We start from the raw sequence: 22,299 nt of genomic DNA, 5'->3' as shown, positions 1-22,299 counted from the left end.
GACCTGCACCACCTCCCTCTCCCCCAGGGGAGAGGGCCGGGGTGAGGGGGCTATACAGGGGCGCGGAGTCTCAAAAAAGGGATCTTCGAGATGGAGTCTACACGTGCCTGCGACGCATCATTGCCATGCCGGTCAGCAGCAGGCTCGACAACGCCGCAATGATTCCTGTGGCGTCCATGGCCGGAACCGGAACGGCTGTCGACGCGGCGGTGGTAAAGGACCAGGTGGCCGACTGGTCGGAACCGAGCCCGTCGTCGACAACCACATACCAGTCATAGGTGGTCCCCGGCGCCAGGCCGCTCCAGTCGACGGAAGCGGTTCCGTCGGGGGCGACCCCGCCAATGCACTCGATCAACTCGAAATCCCCGCCGGTGCCGCCATAAAAGCACACATCCACGGCAGTCCCGTCCGTATCGGAAACGGTTACACTCAAAGAGGGGTTACGTGAGACGCCGGTGGCACCGTTGGCAATGCTCGGATCCGGATCGGCGGGGGCGGTCGGTGCATTGTTGAACAGAACCCTGGCATCTGCTCGAATCGGCGCGTCTTCTTCGTTGCCGTCGGCGTCCGTGGAAACGGAGTAGAATTCGTAATACCCCTGGCCGTCCGGGTAGGAGAATCCCAGGCTCCAGCCGTCGGCGGGGTTGGTATCCGTGCCTATGGTGGTCCAGGCGCCCCAGGCGAGACCGTCGGCGGCATGGCGGTAGAAAAATTCTACCGAGACAGGATCGATGGTATTGCCGGAACCACCGGTCGTGTCACCAAGAAAAAGTACGTCATCCAGTTGCGCTCCTTCACTGCCACCGTCTGATGTGACGGTCAGCTTGAGCTGGCATGTCGTCGCGGTGTCTGGAAGCATTGCGCTATATTGAACATAGTTGTACCCGTTGGAGGCGTGATAGGTGTCCAGGTCATCTCCAGCCATGCTGAAAAGGTCAAATTCACCAACATCAGTATCTGCCCACAGCCTTACCGCGTCTCCACTTTCGTAGGCTCCTCCAAGAATTTTCAGGAAGGCGCTCACCTGCACACTGTTATATCCGGTCAGATCGACGGGTGAGAGCCGCAGTTCGACTTCAGGGTCCGCATCTTCTATCTCAAAGGAACCACTCCCGGTTCGGTTGTAGTAATTCACAACCCCGATATAATCACCATTGTCTTCGGAGGCTGTGGTCGGCCCTTCGATGCCATTGTAGTAAGTCTCAAAACCAAGTTCGGATGCACCGTTGTATGAAACCGTCGGCTGATCGCCGCCATTGTTTGAAAGAATGCCGGGGGATGTGTTTGTGGCGACATATTTAACCCCGCTGGATCCAGCCGTGGGTTCTTCAAATCCGGTTTGTGAAATGGTCGTACCGCTTATCGGGGGCCCGGCCTGGTAGTCGCCGGCCGTAGCTGTCAGAATGATGGATGCACCCGACTGATTATATGGTTCGACAGCGTCCACCGCCGAGGTGGCCGGATAGCCGATCACCGGCACGGTCGACGCCACCACCGCGTTGTTGCATCGAAATCGCCGGCCTTTGTCTCCTTCATAGGTGTTGATCCCGGTCAGTTCCAGGATGTCGCCCACCGTGCCTGGCAGGGTTTTGGTGTAGTAGGCGCCCTCTTTGTAAACGGTGAGCGCCTGGCCGGCCGAATCCTGAACCGTGGTATCGCCGGTTTTCTCGGCGTAGAACTTCACGTAATGGTTTTCGTGGTCCTCGTCCCAGAAGGAGGCGATGGCGGCATGGTACTCGGGCCGGGCCAGGGCCTCGTCGCGGTTGAGGATGGTGATGGTGTCGCCCGCTTCGGAAATTCCCTCCTGGTCGATGAACTCCGGCGTGCCGTCGAAAAAGCCGCCCTCGCCCCACACCTCGATGACGTCGCCGGTCTTGAGCAGGCCGTCGGTGAGCCCCAGGTGGCTGCGATAGAGCATGATCTCGGAGAAGCGGTGGCCCAGGTCGATGGCGCCGTCGGATCTGACCAGTTCGGAGAGGCCGTAGCCGGTGCGCCGGGCCAGGGTCGCCGGGGTGGCTTCGATGAGGCGGATGAAGGCATCTTCGAAGTAGGGCTGGCTCTCGCTGTCGGCCACCATGGTCACCACGGCCCTGAAGCCGCCGGCGAACTCGGTGTTGAGGTCGTAGCGCGGGGCGATGCCGTCGGCGTACATGGGGTTTTCCGGCGTGTTGTACTGGGCCGTAAAGTCCACCACGCCTTCCCGGATGGAGTAGTCCATATCCTCTGATGTGGTGCCGGAGAGGGGATTCTCGGGGTTTACGAACATGTACTCGCTGATGGCGACCTCGTAGGTGCCGGTCATGTTGATTGGATTTTCCTGATAGGTGATGGCGGTGATCTGACCGTCGTGGGCGGTCACGTGCCAGCCGGCGGAAATGGAGGTGCCCACGTAGTCGGACTGGATCCAGTCCCAGATCTCCTGGCCGGTCATCTGCACCCGCACCATGTTGTCGTCCGACCAGGGATAGGCCTCGTAGATCTCGATGTAGGTGATCTCGCCGGCGGCCACGTCCCGGCGGATGCCGCCGCCGGACTGCAGGGCCAGATCCACGGGGTATCCGAGCTGGCCGGCCTTCCAGACCATGGCGTCACAGATCCAGGCCCCGGCGGCATTGGTGGCGGCCCAGGGGTACTCGCTGACCGTCCACCACTTGTCCTTGTCCAGGGTCAGGTCCACCGCCGAGTAGCCGATGACATCATGGATGCCGTGGGGTGGGGCCGGACTCTGGTTGTTGTACTCGGTGATCAGCCCGGCGATGAGGTTTTCCATGTCCGCATCGGGAAGGATGTCGCTGTTACGGATAACGTGCTTCTGGGCCTGGACGTATTTACCGCTGCCGGTGACTTCAAGTTCACCGATGTACTGCATGTAGGAGGCGGCCTCGGCCACGAGGGTCTTGCCGTTCATGTTGCTCGGCTGCCAGACCCGCTCGGTCCAGGTGTGCCAGTGGCCGGAGATCACCACTTCCGGTGGCAGCACCCCGCCGCTGTCGGCGATGAGTGCGTCCTCACCGGCGGTGACACGGCTCTGGCCCACGTGGGAGAGCAGGATGACCACGTCGCAGCCTTCGGTGGTACGCAGTTCATTGACCATGTCCTTGATATTGATGGTGTCGTTATCCTCATCCTCCCATACGCACTTTCTCACTTCCACCACCCCCACCAGATCGTCTCCCAGGAAGGAGGACGAATCAGTGGTGTAGCCGAGAATCCCCACCTTGGTGCCGTTGACGGTCACCGTGACGAATTCGGGGAAATAGGGCGTCCCGTTGACCGCATCGTAAATATTCATGGAGATGGCCGGGAAATTGGCTTTGTTTTTCATGTTGTTGAGCATCAAGGCCGAGTTGACATCGTGGTTGCCCACCACCACGGCGTCGATGCCCCGACCGCCCAGGGCCTTGAGCTTGCTGTCCAGCAGGTTGTAGAAATCGATCATGCCGCCGTTGCCCCGCAGGTCGCCCAGGGGGTTGCCCTCGGAGATGTCGCCGGCGTCCATGATCAGGGAATCCGGGTTGGCCGTTTTCAATTCCAGCATTTTGGTGGCGAAGCAGGATGCACCGCCGACCATTTCCATCCCCGGCACATCGTCGACCTCCGGCACGTCGAATTCGTGGGGCAGCAGGCGCGAGTGCATGTCGTTCATGTGGAAGATCTTAAAGGCGCCGTCGGTGGGCCAGTCGCCGGTGTAGTCGATGCGCAGGCGAGGGGCCAGGGCGGCGCCGTACTCCCTGGCGTCGAAGGCGCAGGTGCGCCAGGGATCCTGGCCTTCGGTGGCGGGCTTGACCACGAAGCTGACCACGAAGTCACCGTTGGTGGTGAACTCGGTCCGGACGAAAGCGGTCACGTCCCACTCCACCCAGTAGTAGGTCTGGCCGGCCGTCATGGTTGTCTGACCCAGGGCCGTGGCATCAAACCCGGGCTGGTTGTCCCAGGTGATGCCCGTTTCCGTCCAGGTATCGTCCGTGCTCCCATGAACGGCGGCGACCATGTCGTCGGCATCGTCGGCCTTGAAGCAGTAGAGCCGGAGCTTGGCCGAGTTGATGACGGCGCCTGGCGGAACCTGGCTGCTGATGTCAAATTTGACCCAGGCCCGTTCGTTCAGGTAGGAACCGCCGTCGGCGCTGGCCACGTAAAGATTGTTGCTGGTACCGTAGTTGGAGGTCGGCGACGCTTCCACCACCTGGGCGTCTTCGGAGGAACCGATGTCCACCACGCCGGCATGGGCGGTGAGTGAAAAAATTAACAGATAGAAGATCGAAAAGAGGACAATCAGTTGGTATCGACGCATGGCATTACCTCGAACGGTAGACGTTTTGATCGGTTTACGTATGGACACCCCTCACCCCGGCCCTCTCCCCGGAGGGGCCAGGCCGTATGGGGCTGGGCGGTTTTTCTTCCAATTGGATCGAAAATGGGTGGCTGACGCATATGGCCTCTCCATGGTGGAGGGGCACTCTTTGATTTTTTCACCAGTGAACGATGGTACGGGTTTCGTCCCCTCGCCCCTGTGGGGGAGAGGGACCGGGTGAGGGGGTTGCTAAAGGGTCCTTTAAAAACCGGGCCGGCGGAAAACGGACGGCCGCCGGCCCGTCGGGCGTTAAGGAGGTATACGATAACCCGATTAAGCCGTTTTTCTGCGGATGCCGATCAGGCCGACCAGGCCGGAGCCCAGCAGCCAGACGGCGGCGGGGACGGGGACGGCACTGACGCCATTTATCTGCACATTGTCAATGGCGATATCTTCATCACCGGAATCCAAATCGAATGTGAATCGAACATCAAGCACATCTCCTGTTCCGACGATACTCGCCGAAAAAAGGCTAAGTACATCTGTTAACTCAGTACCGTCGCCATTTCCATCGAAGTCGGTATCCAAAGCCGGCACTGCGTTGAAATTGTCGCCATCGGGGATCGATTCAAAGGCCAGCAAGTTCTGGTACGCGCCACCATCGATCCGGTATTCCACCTTGAAGGAATCAGGCAAATCCCAGTCCTCAACATCATCAGAGGCAGTATCTTCTGCGAACAAGCTCGAAAAGGTAAGGTCAGAATAGCCACTGATATCTATACCTGCAAAGGTCATCGTAAGAGGCAGGGTCGCACCTTCACCATCGAGATCCATTCCAGCAAAATAATAATCGCCCTGAACATTGTCGTAAGTTATACTACTATTATGATCTGACCCATCGGTTCGGAGAAAAAAATCATAATAGTTATCCGTAAACTCCGGAACTGAAGTCGTGTAAGCAACGTCCGTATCCTCAAAATCCTCAAATAAAATGATGTCTGCGTTTGCAGCACCTGATAAAAAAACAACCACCAAGATTGCCAGAAATACTCGTTTCACGTTAAACTCCTTTCATTAATAGGGATAAAAATAAAAAACCCGAACCAGGAGCGTATGCTCCGGATTCGGGCTTCCTGATGCCGTTATGGTCAGCGAAGGACCCTGATGTCTATTCCTTCGGCAACCCGGCGATCTCTATTGAAAGCCTGATCCAATGTTTTCAGGCTGTTTTTAAGACCCGTGGCTTTCCGTCCCCCGGTCGCCCGGGGTTTGGCGTTGTCGTTGGACCGATTTCTTTAGTGAGGCGTTGTTTGCATTCGATAAGGTTTCGGTAAAAAACCCGTTCCGTCCTGCAGGCCCGTTGTTATTTCCGGCGCATGGCGATCATGCCGACCAAACCGGAACCCAGGAGCCAGGCGGCCGCCGGAAGGGGCACGGGGCTGGCTTCCATGGAGATGCTGAAGAGACCTAATTTTTCTTCCGTATTGTCCGTGTAGAGCAGGAATGTTGCACTCTGGCCGTTTTCGACCGGATCACTATAAAAATAGAAATCGAGGGCATAATCACTGATATCGTAGGTGTAACCCGAAACACCGGCCATGATGGTCGGGAAAATGGTGTCGGTTGTTCCGAAAACCACCGGGCCATCCTGTTGCAGATAGAAATGAAAATCACCCCAGGGATCATCGCCGGTATTGGTGACGGTTAAGGTGAGGGTGCCTTTCCAATCCGGTTCGTCTTTATGCCCAATCGTCCCGGTGTCTCCCAATCCCATTTCAAAAGCATCGTCTATGGTCACCGAATGCGCTAACGCCGACGACGAGCCCAGCAACAGCCCCAATACCAACATCGTGAAAAGAACGAAAAGCCGCGACCGATTCATTGTTCCTCCTGTGATCCCATGGATCCGGTTGCCTGTGGGCGCAAAAAAAGCCCGGTTCAAGAATAATCTCAATAACCGGGCTTCCTGTTCCCCTGCCGGGTCAGCAAAGTACCCCTCGTACCTGGCAACCCGGCGATCTCTTTGAGACCCGTGGCTTTCCGTCCCCCGGTCACCCGGGGTTTGGCGTTGTCGTTTGGCGAATTAATAATTGTCTTTTGTTAGGCCTGGATAAGGATGCGGTGAGAAAAACGTTATTAGCTGAGCTGATAGCTCAAAGCTGATAGCTGATCGCTCATGGCTCAAAGGTCAAAGGTCAAAGGTCAAAGGTCAAAGGTCAAAGGTCAAAGGTCAAAGGGGGAAATCAGAAGAAGGTTTGGCTGTCAACCGGAAACGGTGGTCGTTGACCACGGTGATCAGTGAACGGTGATCAGTGAACTGGGAACCGAGAACCCGGAACCCGAACGCAGTTCGGAGAACGATCCCCATCCTCGACCTAAAACCTAAAACGTAAAACTACTTAGTGTCCTCAAAACCAATGCAACCCATAGAACCAATTAAACCAACCAACAGCTTTTTCGCTTACCCGTTTACCGACTGTAAACTATCAGCTACGAGCCATGAGCTTATTCTTTCACCCCTCCGACCGTTGTTCCCGCCCTTCCGCCCAGTACCCCCGGTAACTGGCGCAGCCGTCCACTCCCATGAACCGTTCCAGCAGTCTGGTTTTGGTTTTCATCAGGTCCACCACCACCAGGCCGTCGATGGCGTGGCCGAAATCGCGGTCGACGTTAAAGGCCACAAACTGCCCGTTCATCTTGAGGTAATGCTTGACCAGCACGGGGACCCGTTTGCCGTCGGACTCGATTTCGGAAATCATCATGGAGACGTCGTCGATGGAGCCGGTGGACAGCCGGGCATCCAGGTCGCTCAACCGGCCACCGGCGGACAACCGGACCGGGCAACGCGGGGTCACCTGTGCGCTGAGCTTACCCGAGGTGCAGCTTTTTTTGAGAAAACGGATCATGATCTGTTTGGACACCCGGTGATAGCTGTCGCTGATGCTCACCGGCCCGAACAGGATCCGGTATTCGGGATGCCTCACCAGGTAGGCGCCGATCCCCTTCCACAAAAGGGCCAGGCAGTTGGGCTGGCGCTGGTACGTTGAGCGGATGAAGGACCGGCCCAGTTCCAGTGAGTCGGACAGGTAGCGCAGGAGGCCGGGTTTGAACCGGAACAGGGAGTGGGTGTAGAGGCCTTTTGGGCCGAATCGTGAGAGGACGGCGCGGGTGTCCCCTATGCGATAGGCGCCCACGACCTCGGATTTGTCCGTGTTCCAGAGGATCAGATGGCGGTAATAGCTGTCGAACAGATCCACGTCCATGGACCGCCCGGTTCCTTCTCCCACCTCCCGGAAGGTTTTTTCCCTCAGCCGGCCGATTTCCCGGAGAAGATGGGGGATCCTTTCACTGTCGGCAATGAAGACGCTCAGGTGCTTGTGGGCCACCAGGCGGGCGTTTTCCGGCAGCGCGGCCACCTCGGCGGCCAGCAGGGCCCCGGGGACCGGGGGGATCAGGGCTTCCGGCGTTTCCTTTTTAATCCTGACCTGCTTTTTCTCACGGATGACGGATCGATCGTTTTTTTCCATGCGGTTGGCCAGGAAATAGGTCCTGAAGCGCAGCCAGCGGATCAGGGCCTGATCCTTCGGGAAGGCTTTCATGCGGGCGGGCGGGATGCCTGCACCCACGAAGAGCCTGACCCGGGACGCCTGACGGGCGACCAGTTCCCGGCCCAGCATGACGGTGCGAAGGCGCGGATGAATCAAGCCCATCAGGTTGAACAGGATGCTGTTGCGTCCCGGGAAAAAGACGGGCAGGACCCGGGCGCCGCTCATGCGCACCAGCGCGGCCACATGGGAACTCCAGGGCGGGTCGACGACGCGGCGTTTCCCATGGCAGTAATGGGCGACCTCGCCGGCGGGAAAGGTGACCAGGCAGTTGCCCTTTTTCAACCATCGCAGGCAGCTTCTGAAACCGCCTGCATTGGACGCGACCGACGACGCGCGGCCGAAGGGATCGACGGGGATGATCGAATCGCTGATCGGTCCGATTTGCCCGAGCAGATAGTTGCCCAGTATTTTCGTGTCCGGGCGGACCCGCTGCATCAGGTCGCCCAGGATGATGCCCTCGATACCGCCGAAGGGGTGGTTGGCCACCACCACCAGGGGGCCGTGGCCGGGTATTTTGGCAAGGTCGTCGGAGCCGATCAAATAGGTTGTCCCAAGCAGCTGCAAGAGCCGGTTGAAGGCGTCGCCGGTTGCCGGTGACTGCATGAGGCGGTCATGGATGGCGTTGATCCGGTCGATTGCCAGCAGCCGCTCAACCGGCCTGCACGTCCAGTCGGACACGGGGCGCGGCACGGGAAGGCTGAACCTGCGTTGTAAATCAATGAGCTTGCCAGTGGTTGTCATTTGCATCGGCCTCTCTTTTTTGACATGAGGGATTTCCCTATTGATTCGATTGAAAATGGACAACCTCTGTTCAGGGTGTGTTAACGTTGAGTTAAAAATAGATGAGCAGGCGGGACTGAATGCCTATGCCATGTCGGAAACAATAATGGTTTCTCCTCAACTTCAAGCAACTGCTAATGGTTTGCTAATATTCAGACGGTATTTAACTTTGGTCGTTATAGCCTGGCGGGATAGGGTTAGGCCTTAAAAGGAGGGCGTTCATGCGGGTTGGTTTTCTCGCAAGCACATACGGCAAACCGCTATATGCTTTTTGGATTCTTATAACTCTCTTTGTGTGTGGATGCGCAACAACTCATCCCGACATACACCCGGTTAGTGGTTTCGGAGACATTGCCTGGCAAGCACCGCTTTCAGGTGTTAAGGACCTGTCCCTATTGCCCAAAGGAGGGGGGCAGTGGAAATGGGCTGTTCGTGACAAGGATCCACTCATGGTCGGCCAGGTGCCGGTGGATAAAATCGAGTACATTTTCATCGACGATGCGTTTGCCGGTGTCGATGTTGATTTCTCCGGTTATAAAAACCTCAGCCTCCTTATTCGTGACTTGAAGGACGCTTTTGGGGTGCCGACGATAAATAATTCCTCCATTAAAATGATGGTCTGGAAGCCGGAGGGGACTACGGTCATGTTGCGCTATTATAGCAAACTAAATTCCGGCGAAATGAAATATATCCTTGATAATGTCATAAAATAATTTCAACAACTTAAAACAATTTTTCCTAAAATTTGCACGTCTCTAATCAAAGCCTAACATGGTCAATCTAATAAACGACTTTCCGATGGGGCTGCCAACCTAGGGCCCAGGGTATGATGAACAGCTGACGGCCCGAAAAACCCGATTGATATAACTAATTGAGATAAGACCATAGTCTTTTTTACAGCCTTTTGGCTTGATGTGCCTGAGGCGAATCGGATTTGTGTTGGAATGCAAATTTGCAGTTGGCGACTTTTCTGTTGTTTATTTCTGACACCCACTCCGTTTGCGGCGGAGAAATTCATTAAGGTAAGGGTTGCGTATGTCCGCCAAAGTGCTTTTAAAACCAAAAACAAAAAAAACGGATAAATTGAAGCAGTTAAATGATTATCTGGCGAGTATCCGAAAGGAGAACTTTACCGGATATATCAAAGTTAATTTTACACAGGGGAATATCGGGCGTGTGGAGAAATTTGAAGAAATATTGAAGAAATGATGAGTCCTTTAGCCATTCATACGCTATACGTATACAGGTTACCTTTGGAACCAGCCGTTGCCTGCAAAAACGATGGCTGCAATTTATCTGTAGCGCCTTTAATGAAAATAGACACCAGCGACACGAATGAGGCTTAAAAACAGCCATTACGGATGAAATCGTACCTCCCTGACGGACATGGGGCGTGCGGGCATGCACCTTGTCCAGTACCTGCAACTACTCCTTGTATAAAAGGGGTCTAATCCCGGTGCCGATTATTTTCTGGAGGTTTTCAATGATAAGATACCTTGTTGGTTTAGCTGCATTATTTTTAGTGGTTACCGTCGCCGGTAACGCCGTGGCCGATTTCACATACGGCGCCAACAGTTCGCTGACCCTGTCTGTCTTCAACGAAGCGACCAACGTCGAGGCTGGATACGACCTGGGGCTTATCGGCGTCGATTTCACATTGAACCAAGAAAATTTGATCCTGGGAACCGTGGACGTCTCCGATCTTGGTGCCGGTGTGGCTTTGTATTCGGCCACCTCGGCCTGGCAGACTTTTGTCGGCACCACTGTCGAGACCGCACCGCTTATCTCTACCAGGAATATTGCCAGTCAGCAGAATGCCTGCCGTGACATTTGGCTTAATTACGGTGACGTTTCGCCGGCATCGGTTGCCGCTTCCGGATTAAAAACCGCCAACACTTACTTTGCCGACGGCAGCTATGCCAACTTTGTCACCGGCAACGGAGGGCAACCTGCACTGGCCCCCCTGACCACCGAAAGCCACATCGACATCTACCTCTACCAGTATGACGGCGGTACACTGAATAAGGGACTTCTGGATCCGTCTTCCGATTATGCGGCCGTCATCAGAATTACCGACGGTGGGAGTGTGGTGTTGAATCCCGCACCGGTAGACACCGACAACGATGGGCTGAGCGACGAACAAGAAGCAGCAATGTGTACCCTTTTTAACGATGCCGACAGTGACGATGACGGAATTACAGACGGTGCGGAGGACGCCAATCATAATGGCACGGTGGATGACGGTGAGACCGATCCATGCGACATGGATAGTGACGATGACGGATTGCAGGATGGGACGGAAATCGGCATAACCGCAAATGATGTGGGGCCGGATACGAATTTAACTGTTTTTATAGAGGATGCTGACCCTGATACCAGGACAGACCCTCTGGATGGGGACAGCGACGATGACGGGATCTCCGATGGAGAAGAAGATTCGAATCACAACGGTGCATTGGACGATGGTGAAACGGATCCAATCGTATCAAATCGTCCAAAATTGCCCTTTTTAAACTTACTGCTACTGGACTGACAATAGCCGTCAAATAGCATTTGGAAATTATTGTGTACTCCGAACCGATAGGATTGATCTGCTGTCGTTACAGTCGGCAGAGGGTTATGACGAAAAATCAGAAACCAACCGCGCACCTCCCTGGCGGACCCGGGGAACTTGTGCATTTGCCTTTTACAGCACCTTCAGATGCTCCACCTGAACAAGGGTTTTGATCCCGGCACTGATTTCTTTTGGGAGGTCTTCGATGAATAAAGTTCTTGCTGGTCTGGCTGTTCTATGTTTCTTGTTTACCGCCGCCGGCAACGCCGTGGCCGATTTCACATACGGCGCCAACAGTTCGCTGACCCTGTCTATCTTCAACGAAGCGACCAACGTCGAGGTGGGATACGATCTGGGGCTTATCGGCGTCGATTTCACATTGGATCAGGAAAATTTGAACCTTGGAACCGTGGACGTCTCCGATCTTGGTGCCGGTGTGGCTTTGTACTCGGCCACCTCGGCCTGGCAGACTTTTGTCGGCACTACTGTCGAGACCGCACCGCTTATCTCTACCAGGAATATTGCCAGTCAGCAGAACGCCTGCCGTGACATTTGGCTGAATTACGGTGACGTTTCGCCGGCATCGGTTGCAGCTTCCGGGTTAAAAAGCGCCAATACTTACTTTGCAGACGGCAGCTATGCCAATTTTGTCACCGGCAACGGTGGACAACCTGCACTATCCCCTTTGACCACCGAAAGCCACATCGACATCTACCTGTACCAGTATGATGGCGGTACCCTGAATAAGGGACTTCTGGATCCATCTTCCGATTATGCGGCCGTCTTCAGGATCAACAGCGACGGCAGCGTGGTTTTGAATCCGCCACCAGGCAATCGGCCGCCAACGGCCAACGCCGGTGCCGATCAGACGGTTGACGAGAATGCTTCGATCTCCCTGGACGGCAGTGCTTCGAGCGATCCAGATGGCGATAATATTACCTACGCATGGGTGCGTAAAGACGATGAGCCTGTTACAGTGACACTTTCCGATGAAACAGCCGTAAATCCCACTTTTACCGCACCTGAGGTTGGAGGTGGTGGCGTTGAGTTGATTTTCGGCCTGACGGTTACGGACAGCGCCGATAATGTATCCGAAGAAGATACGGTCACCGTTACGGTCGCCAACGTCAACCAACCGCCTGTCGCGTCCGCCGGCGCCGATCTTGCCGTCGATGAAGGCGAAACGGTCACTTTGGACGGAAGCGGCACCAGCGACCCGGATGGGGACGACCTCGTCTACCTGTGGGAACAGATCAATATCGAAAATGCGACCGTCACCCTGTCGGATGCGTCGGTCGTTTCCCCCACCTTTACCGCGCCGCCCGTCGACGCCGATGAAACCCTCTATTTTCGATTGACAGCAACAGACGGCGCCGGTGCTTCATCTTCCGATGAGATGGCCGTCACGGTGCGGTTCGTCAACCAAAATCCGGTGGCGCTGGCCGCACCGGAGACCCAGAATGTTATCGCCGAAGAGACCGTGACCCTTGATGGATCCGGCTCCCATGATCCGGACGGCGGCGACACCATCGCCACGTATTCGTGGGAACAGGTCGGCGGCAGCCCGGCCGTGGCCCTCCTGCCGTCGGCAGACTCCGCATCGGTGTCCTTCACGGCGCCGGCCGTCAACGTCACCCTGACCTTCCAGCTTACCGTGACCGACAGCCATGGCGGCAGCCACGCGGATACTTGTATCGTCAATGTCACCATGGGCGATAATAGTCCGCCGGTACCCCACGCCGGGGAGGACCAGACGGTGTTCGAGCGCACCCCGGTCACTCTGGACGCCAGTGGGACGACCGACGACGATGGGGATGAACTGACCTACCTGTGGGAACAAACGGGAGGGGTGCCGGTAACGCTTTCCAACGATAATGGTATCCAGCCGACCTTTACGTCACCGGACGTCGACGAAGAAATCCAGTTGACCTTTCAGTTGACTGTCTCCGATGCGGAATTCGTTCCTACGGATACGGTCACCATCACCGTCTGGGAAAACCACGCCCCCCCGGCGCCCAGCGTCAACGCACCGCCCGATGGCAGTGAAGTGGACAGCCCGACGCCGACGCTTTCGGTGAACAATGCCGGCGACGATGACGGCCATGAGTTGACCTTTACTTTCGAACTGTATGGGGACCTGGACCTCACGGATCTGCTGTATCAGGAATCCGTGGCCGACTCCGGTGGCAATACAACCGCCTGGCAGGTTCCCGGTAACCTGACTGAAAACAAGACTTATTACTGGCGCGCCCGGGCATCCGACGGTATCGATACCAGCGACTGGATGGCGAAGGCGGAATTTCTGGTCAATGCCAGCCAGGAGGCGCCGGGCGTCCCTGCCGTTTCCTCACCGCCCGACGGTTCCACGGTGGATTCGATTAACCCGCTGCTGGAGGTGACAAACACCACGGACCCGGACGGGGATGCCCTGACTTATGAATTCCGCCTCTATTTGAACGATGATGCAACCGTCGACGATTCCTTCCTCAACAGTCCCAACCCCGTTGTCGAGGAATCCGACGGCACCACCGCCTGGCGGTTGGCAGGGGACCTGGAAGAGGACAGGACCTACTGGTGGCGCACCCGGGCCACTGACGACACCGGCCTGGCCGGCGACTGGAGTCCGATGGTCAGCTTTCTGGTAAACAGCTACAACTACGTACCTTCTACCCCCACCCCGCAGTCGGTTGCCGACGGCTCGGATATACAGAACCTTCGCCCGGAACTGGTTGCCGGCAACGCCGATGACAGCGACGGGGATCCATTGAATTACTATTTCGAAATTGACACCCTGAACACGTTCAACAGCGGTGAGGAGATACTCTCTGCGCCCGTTGCCGGGGAGACTGACGGCTCGACCGCCTGGCAGCCGGAAGATGATCTGGATGACAACACCCTTTATTACTGGCGGGTACGTGCCCATGACGGACAAGCCTACAGCGACTGGGCCCTGGGTTCGTTCTTCGTGAACCTGGAAAACGATCCGCCGTCTGTTCCCCAGGTCTTCTCGCCGGAGGACGGGGCCGCAGTCAGCACCTACGCACCCACCCTGGTGGTGTTGCCGGTCACGGATCCCGATGACAATGAAGAAGAGATTGCCTACGACTATCGGCTTTATGCGGAAAGCGACCTCACCACGCCCCTGGCCGAAGAAAGCGGGGAGGAAACAACCTCCTGGACGCCGAACGGAGCCGATCTCCAAAACCACCGGAGGTACCTCTGGCAGGCGCGGGCTTCTGATGGTGAGACAAACAGCGACTGGTCCTTCTATTCGGCCTTCACCATAACAGCCAACAATTATATTCCGAACGTGCCGACGATCAACCAGCCATACGACGGGGGTACCGTGGACACCCTGAATCCTGTCCTCGGTGTGATCACCCCCGAAGACGAAGACGGTGACGAGGTCAACATCGTGTTCGAGCTTTACGGGGATGAGAATCTGAGCGATTACGTGGCCGACCACGAAACCGTACAGGGAGACGCTACGACCACATGGACGGTCGAACCGGCGTTGACCGACAATACCACCTATTACTGGCGGGCCCGGGCCACGGACGGCGTCCACAACAGCAGCTGGACCGGCACCGCAAGTTTCCGGGTCGACCTGGACGGCGACGATACGGAGGTGGACATTACGGTTGTGCAGTCTGCGTCGGTGTCCGCCGATTCACCCAATGACACCGTTGTGGTTGTGGACGACGGCGGTAACCTGGACGGCGTACAGGTGACCATCCCGGCCGGAGCGCTGGAGGAAAATACCACGATTTTTATCGGTGAGGCGACCCGGGCGCCCTCCATGCCGGAGGAAACGCTGGGTGTGGGCGCGGTAATCGAATTCGGCCCCTCCGGCCTCGCGTTCAATACGCCGGTGCAAGTGCGGATACCCTACGATCCCGAAGCGTTGGCGACGGCCGGTCTGGATTCCCCGGATGTGTTGCGTGTCTACACCTATGACGAAACTGAAAATCACTGGGTGGAAATCCCCATTGCCTCGGTGGATACGGCCAACCAGGTGCTGGTTTGCCAGCTGGAGCACTTTTCCCTCTATGCGGTGGGCGCCGCCGGTAGCCCGTCCATCGACGCCTCAGGAAGCGGTGGTGGTGGGGGGGGCGGCTGTTTCATTTCGGCGATCGCCGGGCCCGCAACTGCGGCACCGGGCCTGCGCCCCGGCATTCTCGCGATCTCTGCTGCGCTGGTGTCTGCATGCTGGGTCTGCATACGAAACGTATGGTTGAAACAATTATAACTATTTGAAATAAAAATTAATAAGTTTTTTTGTCAATGCCTAACGGACTTCAAACCCAGCCCTAATAAATCGCTAATATTGGTCGCGTAGGTTCAGGGCAACTGAGTGAGCGACACCGGGTTCCAGCCGACCGACGGTCATGAAATCCGGCGGAAAAAACAATCAGTACAGACAGCAGGGGTCCTTTGCTGGCCTGGATCAACCATCAGGTACCAGAAAGCCCGGAGCACGAAAAGATACTTCGTCCTCCGGGCTTTTTTTATTCTTATCCATTCCAACGCCAAAGGGGGTGATCGCAGAAAGCGCAAGCAGGCTGTGCGCAAAAAAAGTAAACGAAGGTCAACTTGTTTAAATAGATCCGGCCATGGCGCCGGAACCAGCCTCCAGAAAAAGCCAAACCCCGGGTGACCGGGGGACGGAAAGAAACAGGTCCGGTTAGAGTGTATTTTCAGGAACGTTTTTAACAATGATCCGGATGGCATCGGATACGCTTTGAAAACAAGAAGACGAGGACCCGAAATCATTCACTCGCGCAGGACGGCTGATCCGCCTGGAAAACAAACCAAGCATTTTATTTTTGGAGGTTATTTCGATGAAAAAGCTTTTTTCTGTTTTAGCAGCTGTCTGTCTCGTGTTCGCCGTTGCCGGCAACGCCGCCGCGGCTTTTACCTATGCTTCTGAAAGTTCTCTGGGCTTGTCTACCTATAACTTAGATTCCAACGAGGAGATCGGTTACGACCTGGGTCTTCTCGGCGTGGACTTCACCCTGGCCGATCAGGACCTGCTCCTGGGCAACATTGATACTTCTGATCCTGCAATGGGTGTAGCTCTGTATTCCTCTAACAGCACCTGGCAGAGCTTCGTCGGAACGAACAACGAATATGCTCCGGTTATCTCCGGGTCCGGAATTATTCTTATGCAGGGTGCGACCCGCGAAATCTTTGCAACATACGGCGATGTGTCTCCTGCGACTGTGGCGGGAACCGCTAACGGCGGGAAAACCGCTTCCAATTATTTCGCAGATGGCGCCTACGCTGGTCTCCTCACTGGCGGATACGGCATGGCCTCGCTGGCTTCTCTTGCCATCGACGGTCAGGTCGACATCTACCTGTATCAGTACGACGGCAACACGCTGAACACCGGTTTCGACGCTGCCACCGACTACGCCGCCATGGTATCCATATTCGACAATGGCGATGTTGTACTCAATGCCCCTAGTGCCGTTCCTGTTCCTGCAGCCGTCTGGCTGCTGGGTTCCGGACTGCTCGGCCTCATCGGAATCCGCAGAAAGAACGCTTAGTTCGCACAATGCATCTCACGCCCGCCACATTGGGGTGGCGGATTAATCCATCAAATCGAATTTTATGAGGAGAGAAACAATGTTTAAAAAAATCGCAAGGGGAGCCCTGATTGGCGCAGCAGCGCTGGCCATGGCCGTACCGGCCCACGCCTTGACCGAAGTTCACCTTTTCGGCGCATCCGCCCAGTACACCTTCTGGATTGATGCTGCGCCCAAGTTCCTGTCCGACCCTGCTGGCGCCGCTTGCCTGGGAACTGTTCAGCACGCCGCATCCGGCGATGTCACCGACAACGAAGCCACCATGGACGAACGTGACGCCGGTGCCGCCCGCGGCCTGAACTGCCAGGGCGTCGGTGAGGAAGTCGTCATCACCTACACCACCTTTTCCTCCGTTAAAGGCATCCAGGCGGTGAAGGGCTCCGCCACCTTCGACGGCTGCCCGGCCGGCGAAGCCGGGGTCCCCGACTGGCAGGACCTGGACGGTGACGGCAACGGCGTGACCTGGGGGCCCTACCCGGGAACCGCCGGTTCTGTGGATGACCTGGAATGCCAGGATATCGTCATCGGCGCCTCCGACGTGGCCGGCGAGACCTTCAACCAGGAATCCCACGGTGCGCTGTACGGACCCGCTGGCGGTGACTGGTACGATTCCTACGCCACTCCCGAAGATACCACTGGCCTGGACGAGTGCCGCCCCATCGTCGTGCCCTTTGCCTTCTTCGGTAGCGACAACCTGCCGGTCATCCCGGCCGGTGCCCAGGGCAACCTGACCCGCCTGCAGGCCGTCTCCATTTTTTCCGGCCAGGTCACCAACTGGAGTGACATGGGCTACAGTTCCTTGCCCGTCGCAGCCTGCCTGCGTCACGCCGGTTCCGGCACCCATGCCACCCTGGATGCGGCCGTCATGCGCGGCGACTCCCCGCTGCTCAAGGATGAGGCCCTTCCGGGTTCCTTCCCCGTTTTTATGGGTTACGTGCCGGTGACCTATTTCAACAAAGGCTCCTCTGACGAGGTCAAATGCGTGCGTGACGCCGGTGATGCCGGTTTCGGCGCCGTGGGCTACGCCGACGCCGACAAGAACGGCGCCGATTTCGACCCGGCCGAACCTAAAAAGGCCGACCGCATCCAGCGCTTGAAGTACATGGGCGCCGACGCCACCGTCGACACCATTTCCAACGGCATCTACGACTTCTGGAGCGCCCAGTGGCTGTACTACCGTGCCGACGAAGATCCAACCGTCAAAGCCAAGGTTGTCGAACTGTGCAATTATGCCTCCATCGGCGCCAACATTCCCGCCAGCAAGGCTGGTTTCTGGGCTGCCGAAGGCGACATGAAGGTGACGAAGAGTACCGACTTCGCCTTCCCGAGCTGGAAGTAGTCATATCGCACCATTGTTCGCAGAGCTGCGGACGGGCCCCTTCGCGGGCCCGTCCTTTTTATTTTTTTGTAGTCCGATTAACGCGGGCCTAACAAAAATGAGTGAAAAAACGGTTTAGATTGCAAGCCGACCATAACCGATGATTGCCCGATTAAAAAGGAGTACTCGACCATGCTGCCGATGCGACGAAACCTGACCGTTGTGAACAATTGGCGTCCGTTGATGGCCGCCCTTTTTGCGGCCCTGTTGGCCGGATGCGCAACGATTTCGCCGCCGCCACCGCCGATCGCCGGCGATGACAAGGTGCTGCTGGACTACACCTGCCGCCTCGAGGACGGTGCCATTTTGGCCACCACCAGCAGGGCCGATGCCTTTGCCGATGGGACGCAACTTTCCCATGCCTTCATGCCCACGAAAGCCTACGCCGCGATACCCATAACAGCGGGTGCCGAAAGACGTCTGCCGGCGCCGCCGGACATTCTTCCGCTTATGCCTGAAATTGCCTACCAGGTCTCACACCAGCTCACCGGACAGACATATGAAGAAACCCACGCCATGACCGTAGGCGCCGAGGCCATCGAAGGACTGTCTGACATGGCACGCTTCATTCAGTTTGCCCGTACCATGCAGCGTCCCAAGCAGCGCAGCGTCCCCAAGGAGCAGTTCGTGGCCAACACAGGGCAGGAGCCGTCTGCCGGCCAGGTGCTCTTCCCTGACCAGGTCATGCAGTGGCAGGTGATTGCCGTAAAAGAAGATACTGTGGAGGTCCGATATCTGATCGAAGACGGCAAAAAAGTAATGATGCACTACGGCGAAGCAGTGGTACGCGATCGGGGCGATCACTACGACTTTGAGATCGACGTCCGGCTGGGGGGGTTGGTGCGCGTCGGGCCGTACATCGGACGCATCAGCAAAATCGATGACCGGTTGTTTACCGTTGACTTCGACCATCCTTTCGGCGGGCGTGAACTGGCGTGCGAGGTGACGGCCCATCCCTTGGAACAAGATACCGAATAAGCGTCGACACCCCAAAAAAATGGTTGCAACTGGAGAAAGACTGCATCCACGCCTTTCTTCAAAAAAAAGGACGCAATCCCAAATGAATGTTTCTGCCCAGATGTATTTCAAGGCGCTGGCCACTCTTTGCACTGCAGTATTGATGGTGGCCGGTGTTGCCTGCCATGCGGGTGACGGATCCAAAGCGGACAGCCCCATCGAAGCTGCTGTCAATGACTACGAGTCCTTTCAGCAATTGATCAATCAGTCCATTGAGGCTGCTGAAACCAGGGGACAAAAGGATGTCTACATTCACCTTAAAGAGGATGCGGACACCGTTCAGCCGGCGGATCTGGTGACTGCGGAATACACGGTCCTCGACCCGCAAGGGCGCGTTGTATATTCCACCCGGCCGGAGATGTTTGCACGCATCGACGCCCGCTACCGGGTTTTCTTCGCCCAAGCCGGGGCGGCCACCGGTCCCGAAACCCTGCTTGCCGGCCTATCCGGCCTTTTTCCCGGAGCCGGCCATGCCGTGCTGGGAATGCAGCCGGGCCAGCGGCGTACGGTCACGGTATCATCGGAAAAGGGATTCGGACCCGCCGATGAGAGCAAGATCGAGACCTATCCCCGCCGGCGGAACCTGCCCAAAACCACCGTGCTCCCGGTCAGCGCTTTTCTGAAAAACTTCGACACCGCGCCGGAAACCGGCAAGATTGTGCGATTGTCTCCCTATTTTCCTTCAAGGGTGAATGGCGTTAAAGCCGGGATGGTCACCCTGGATAACCTCGCTGCGGACGGCGAAACCGTAGAGGAACCATTTGGCCGGGCCACGCTCGCGGTGGAAACGGATCGCATCGTACTTACCCTGGATCCGACCATCGGTGCTTCCTTTGATGCCAACGAGAAAAAGGGGGTCGTCAGCGGCAAGGATGAAACCCATTTCACCGTGGACTATAACCACCCCCTGGCCGGTAAGAATCTGACCTTTGAGGTGTCCGTGAATGACCTGAAAAAGTTCAGCGTTTTCGAGAAGATCGAGATGCCCTGGATCGAGGACCACGACACAGCCATGGAACAGGCGGCGACCACCGGAAAACCCCTGGTGCTGGTGCTTTACGCTGAATGGTGCCAGTGGAGCCAGCGGCTGCTTACCCACACCTTTAATGATCCGCGTATCAAGCGCTACCATGACCGTTTTGTATGGTTGAAAATCGATTCGGATAAAGAACGGGTCTTCAAGGAGGTTTTCGAGCAGGATGGGTTTCCAATGGTCGTACTGATGGATCCACACGGCGAGATCGTCAAAAAAATGGGTGGATTTCAGGATGGCGGGACTCTGGCCCTGGCGCTGAATAAGGTGCTCGGGGAAGGTCCCGGAATGCAGCAAGCGGCGCACGCGATTAAACATGTTGGGGCGGCGTCGAAGGTAGAAGACGAAGAATGAAGATCAAAGATCCTAAAAGAATAGCTGGTATGCAGATATTCAGAAGCGGAGTTCCATGGAAAACAATCATTCGAACGTGCCGTCGTCAGACAGGCCAATCCCAACGGTAATCGTGCGTCTGCTATTCGTACTGCTGATTTTTTCAATCCTTTTTTGTCATGGTGTTGCCCTGGCCGGGTCCGATGACACGTTGGTCACTTTCGAGATTGATGAATTTGAGGTCAGCGGAAACTCGGTTTTCCCACAAGAGATCTTATTGGAAGTGTTGAGCGGATACCTGGGCAGCGGTAAAACCGCTGACGACGTTGAAAAGGCTCGCTTTGCCCTTGAGCGTTACTACCACGAGAAAGGATACCCCACCGCACTGGTCAACATCCCCGAACAGACAGTGGAAGGCGGCATTGTGCGTCTGGAGGTGATCGAAAGCAAGATCCGCAGGGTGAGAATTACGGGCAACCGATATTTTACTATGGAGAAGATATTGAACGCCCTGCCGACCTTCAGGGAAGGCAAAATGCTCTATGTGCCCAACGTGCAGAGTGAACTGGCGGTAATCAACCGCAATCCCGACCTTAAGGTGGCTCCGGTGCTCATGCCGGGCAAGGAACTGGGCACCATCGATGTCGAACTCAAGGTCAAGGACAAACTGCCCCTGCATGGCAGCCTGGAACTCAACAACCGCAATACCCACACCACGACCGATCTGCGGCTCAACGGCATGCTTCGCTACGACAACCTCTGGCAGAAGGACCATGCCATTTCGTTTCAGTTTCAGACATCTCCTGAGGATACCCAGGAGGTCAAGCTGATATCCGGCTCCTATGTGTGGCCGTCCTTTTTCGGAGAGGACAACATGAGTGTCTTATACGGCGTCATTTCCGACAGTGATACCGCATTCGGCAGCGGGTTTACGGTGCTCGGGAAAGGCTATATCGTCGGTTATCGCGAAATTATGCCGCTACCGCGGTTAAATGACTACGCCCATAACCTTACGCTTGGCGTCGACTACAAGGATTTCGACGAAGACCTTGGATTTGGCGACGACGTGGAGGAGACGCCGGTGACCTATGTTCCGTTAAGTGTATCATACAGCTCTTCGCTGCGCAGTGAATCAGGCGTGACCCGCTTTAGCACCGGGCTGGATCTGGCCCTGAGGGGGCTGGTGAGCAGCGAGTCCGAATTTGTTAACAAACGCTACAACGCAAGGGGCAACTATATCATTTTTGGGGCAGGGGTGGATCGGGAGCAAAATTTGCCCCTGGGCATGAGCCTGTTGGCCAAAATCAACGGTCAGTTGGCGGACCAACCTCTGATTTCCAACGAGCAATACACAGTGGGGGGGATGATGAGCCTTCACGGTTACAAAGAGAGCGAGGCCAGCGGCGACAACGCGCTGCATGGCAATTTCACGTTCTCCAGCCCAAATCTGGCGGACCTTTTCAAATGGGGGGACCGGCTGAAAATCAACCTGAGAGCTTATTACGACGCAGCCTATCTCACGGTGAACGATCCACTTCCCGGTGAAGATGAGGAGACCACGCTTCAAGGAACGGGCGTCGGGATTCGGGGGACATGGGATAACCGCATCGAAGTCGTGGTGGACTGGGGCCTGGCCCTTGAAGCCACCACCGATACCGATAGCGGCGACAACGTTGTCTATTTTCTGACCAAGTTCCAATTTTAAGCCAGCTTATAT

13 protein-coding genes and 3 riboswitches are annotated in these 22,299 nt (G+C 56.4%); of the genes, 9 read left to right on the top strand and 4 right to left on the bottom strand.

The features are described 5' to 3' along the window. Nucleotides 1-97 precede the first annotated feature (97 nt). From DSCA_RS11355 to DSCA_RS11340, 4 genes are all read right to left on the bottom strand, one after another. A complete protein-coding gene (locus DSCA_RS11355; protein ID WP_155316544.1) occupies nt 98-4,291 on the bottom strand; it encodes a CBM96 family carbohydrate-binding protein in 4,194 nt (1,397 codons plus the stop codon). A 333-nt stretch (nt 4,292-4,624) separates the two neighbouring features. After that, the gene (locus tag DSCA_RS11350; RefSeq protein WP_155316543.1) at nt 4,625-5,350 is read right to left on the bottom strand and encodes a VPLPA-CTERM sorting domain-containing protein; all 726 of its coding nucleotides are present in this window, start codon (nt 5,348-5,350) and stop codon (nt 4,625-4,627) included. 116 nt (nt 5,351-5,466) lie between these two features. Continuing rightward, nucleotides 5,467-5,575, bottom strand: a riboswitch (cyclic di-GMP riboswitch). A 79-nt stretch (nt 5,576-5,654) separates the two neighbouring features. Continuing rightward, complete coding sequence (locus DSCA_RS11345; RefSeq protein ID WP_155316542.1) at nt 5,655-6,173, bottom strand: VPLPA-CTERM sorting domain-containing protein; 519 nt, start codon at nt 6,171-6,173, stop codon at nt 5,655-5,657. A gap of 120 nt (nt 6,174-6,293) precedes the next feature. Next, nucleotides 6,294-6,368, bottom strand: a riboswitch (cyclic di-GMP riboswitch). A gap of 436 nt (nt 6,369-6,804) precedes the next feature. Next, nucleotides 6,805-8,646, bottom strand: a complete 1,842-nt coding sequence (locus DSCA_RS11340; protein ID WP_155316541.1) for a lysophospholipid acyltransferase family protein — start codon at nt 8,644-8,646, stop codon at nt 6,805-6,807. 254 nt (nt 8,647-8,900) lie between these two features. On the opposite strand from DSCA_RS11340, the gene DSCA_RS11335 reads away from it, so the two are divergent. The 9 genes from DSCA_RS11335 to DSCA_RS11300 all read left to right on the top strand — a co-directional run bounded on the left by DSCA_RS11335 (nt 8,901) and on the right by DSCA_RS11300 (nt 22,287). Continuing rightward, entirely contained in the window at nt 8,901-9,392 is a 492-nt protein-coding gene (locus DSCA_RS11335; RefSeq protein ID WP_155316540.1) for a hypothetical protein, read from the top strand. A 322-nt stretch (nt 9,393-9,714) separates the two neighbouring features. Continuing rightward, nucleotides 9,715-9,888 (top strand): hypothetical protein, encoded by a 174-nt coding sequence (locus DSCA_RS31970; RefSeq protein ID WP_167527722.1) that lies wholly within the window; start codon nt 9,715-9,717, stop codon nt 9,886-9,888. A 274-nt stretch (nt 9,889-10,162) separates the two neighbouring features. Next, nucleotides 10,163-11,212, top strand: coding sequence for a hypothetical protein (locus tag DSCA_RS11330; RefSeq protein ID WP_155316539.1), 1,050 nt, complete (start codon nt 10,163-10,165; stop codon nt 11,210-11,212). A gap of 226 nt (nt 11,213-11,438) precedes the next feature. Then, a complete protein-coding gene (locus DSCA_RS11325) occupies nt 11,439-15,482 on the top strand; it encodes a PKD domain-containing protein (RefSeq protein WP_155316538.1) in 4,044 nt (1,347 codons plus the stop codon). Nucleotides 15,483-15,864: 382 nt separating this feature from the next. Further along, nucleotides 15,865-15,950, top strand: a riboswitch (cyclic di-GMP riboswitch). A gap of 124 nt (nt 15,951-16,074) precedes the next feature. Beyond that, on the top strand, nt 16,075-16,782 hold the full coding sequence (locus DSCA_RS11320) for a VPLPA-CTERM sorting domain-containing protein (RefSeq protein ID WP_155316537.1): 708 nt from the start codon (nt 16,075-16,077) through the stop codon (nt 16,780-16,782). A gap of 79 nt (nt 16,783-16,861) precedes the next feature. Then, nucleotides 16,862-18,160: a substrate-binding domain-containing protein gene (locus tag DSCA_RS11315; protein WP_155316536.1), complete on the top strand. Its 1,299-nt coding sequence runs from the start codon at nt 16,862-16,864 to the stop codon at nt 18,158-18,160. 171 nt (nt 18,161-18,331) lie between these two features. Beyond that, nucleotides 18,332-19,177: a hypothetical protein gene (locus DSCA_RS11310; protein ID WP_155316535.1), complete on the top strand. Its 846-nt coding sequence runs from the start codon at nt 18,332-18,334 to the stop codon at nt 19,175-19,177. 82 nt (nt 19,178-19,259) lie between these two features. Continuing rightward, the gene (locus DSCA_RS11305) at nt 19,260-20,603 is read left to right on the top strand and encodes a thioredoxin family protein (RefSeq protein WP_167527721.1); all 1,344 of its coding nucleotides are present in this window, start codon (nt 19,260-19,262) and stop codon (nt 20,601-20,603) included. Between the two features lie 55 nt (nt 20,604-20,658). Further along, nucleotides 20,659-22,287 (top strand): ShlB/FhaC/HecB family hemolysin secretion/activation protein, encoded by a 1,629-nt coding sequence (locus DSCA_RS11300; protein WP_155316533.1) that lies wholly within the window; start codon nt 20,659-20,661, stop codon nt 22,285-22,287. Nucleotides 22,288-22,299 lie beyond the last annotated feature (12 nt).

Origin of the sequence: Desulfosarcina alkanivorans (assembly GCF_009688945.1) — a bacterium.
In the GTDB taxonomy this organism is placed as follows: Bacteria; Desulfobacterota; Desulfobacteria; order Desulfobacterales; family Desulfosarcinaceae; genus Desulfosarcina; species Desulfosarcina alkanivorans.
This window is presented reverse-complemented; position numbering and strand designations above follow the sequence as displayed.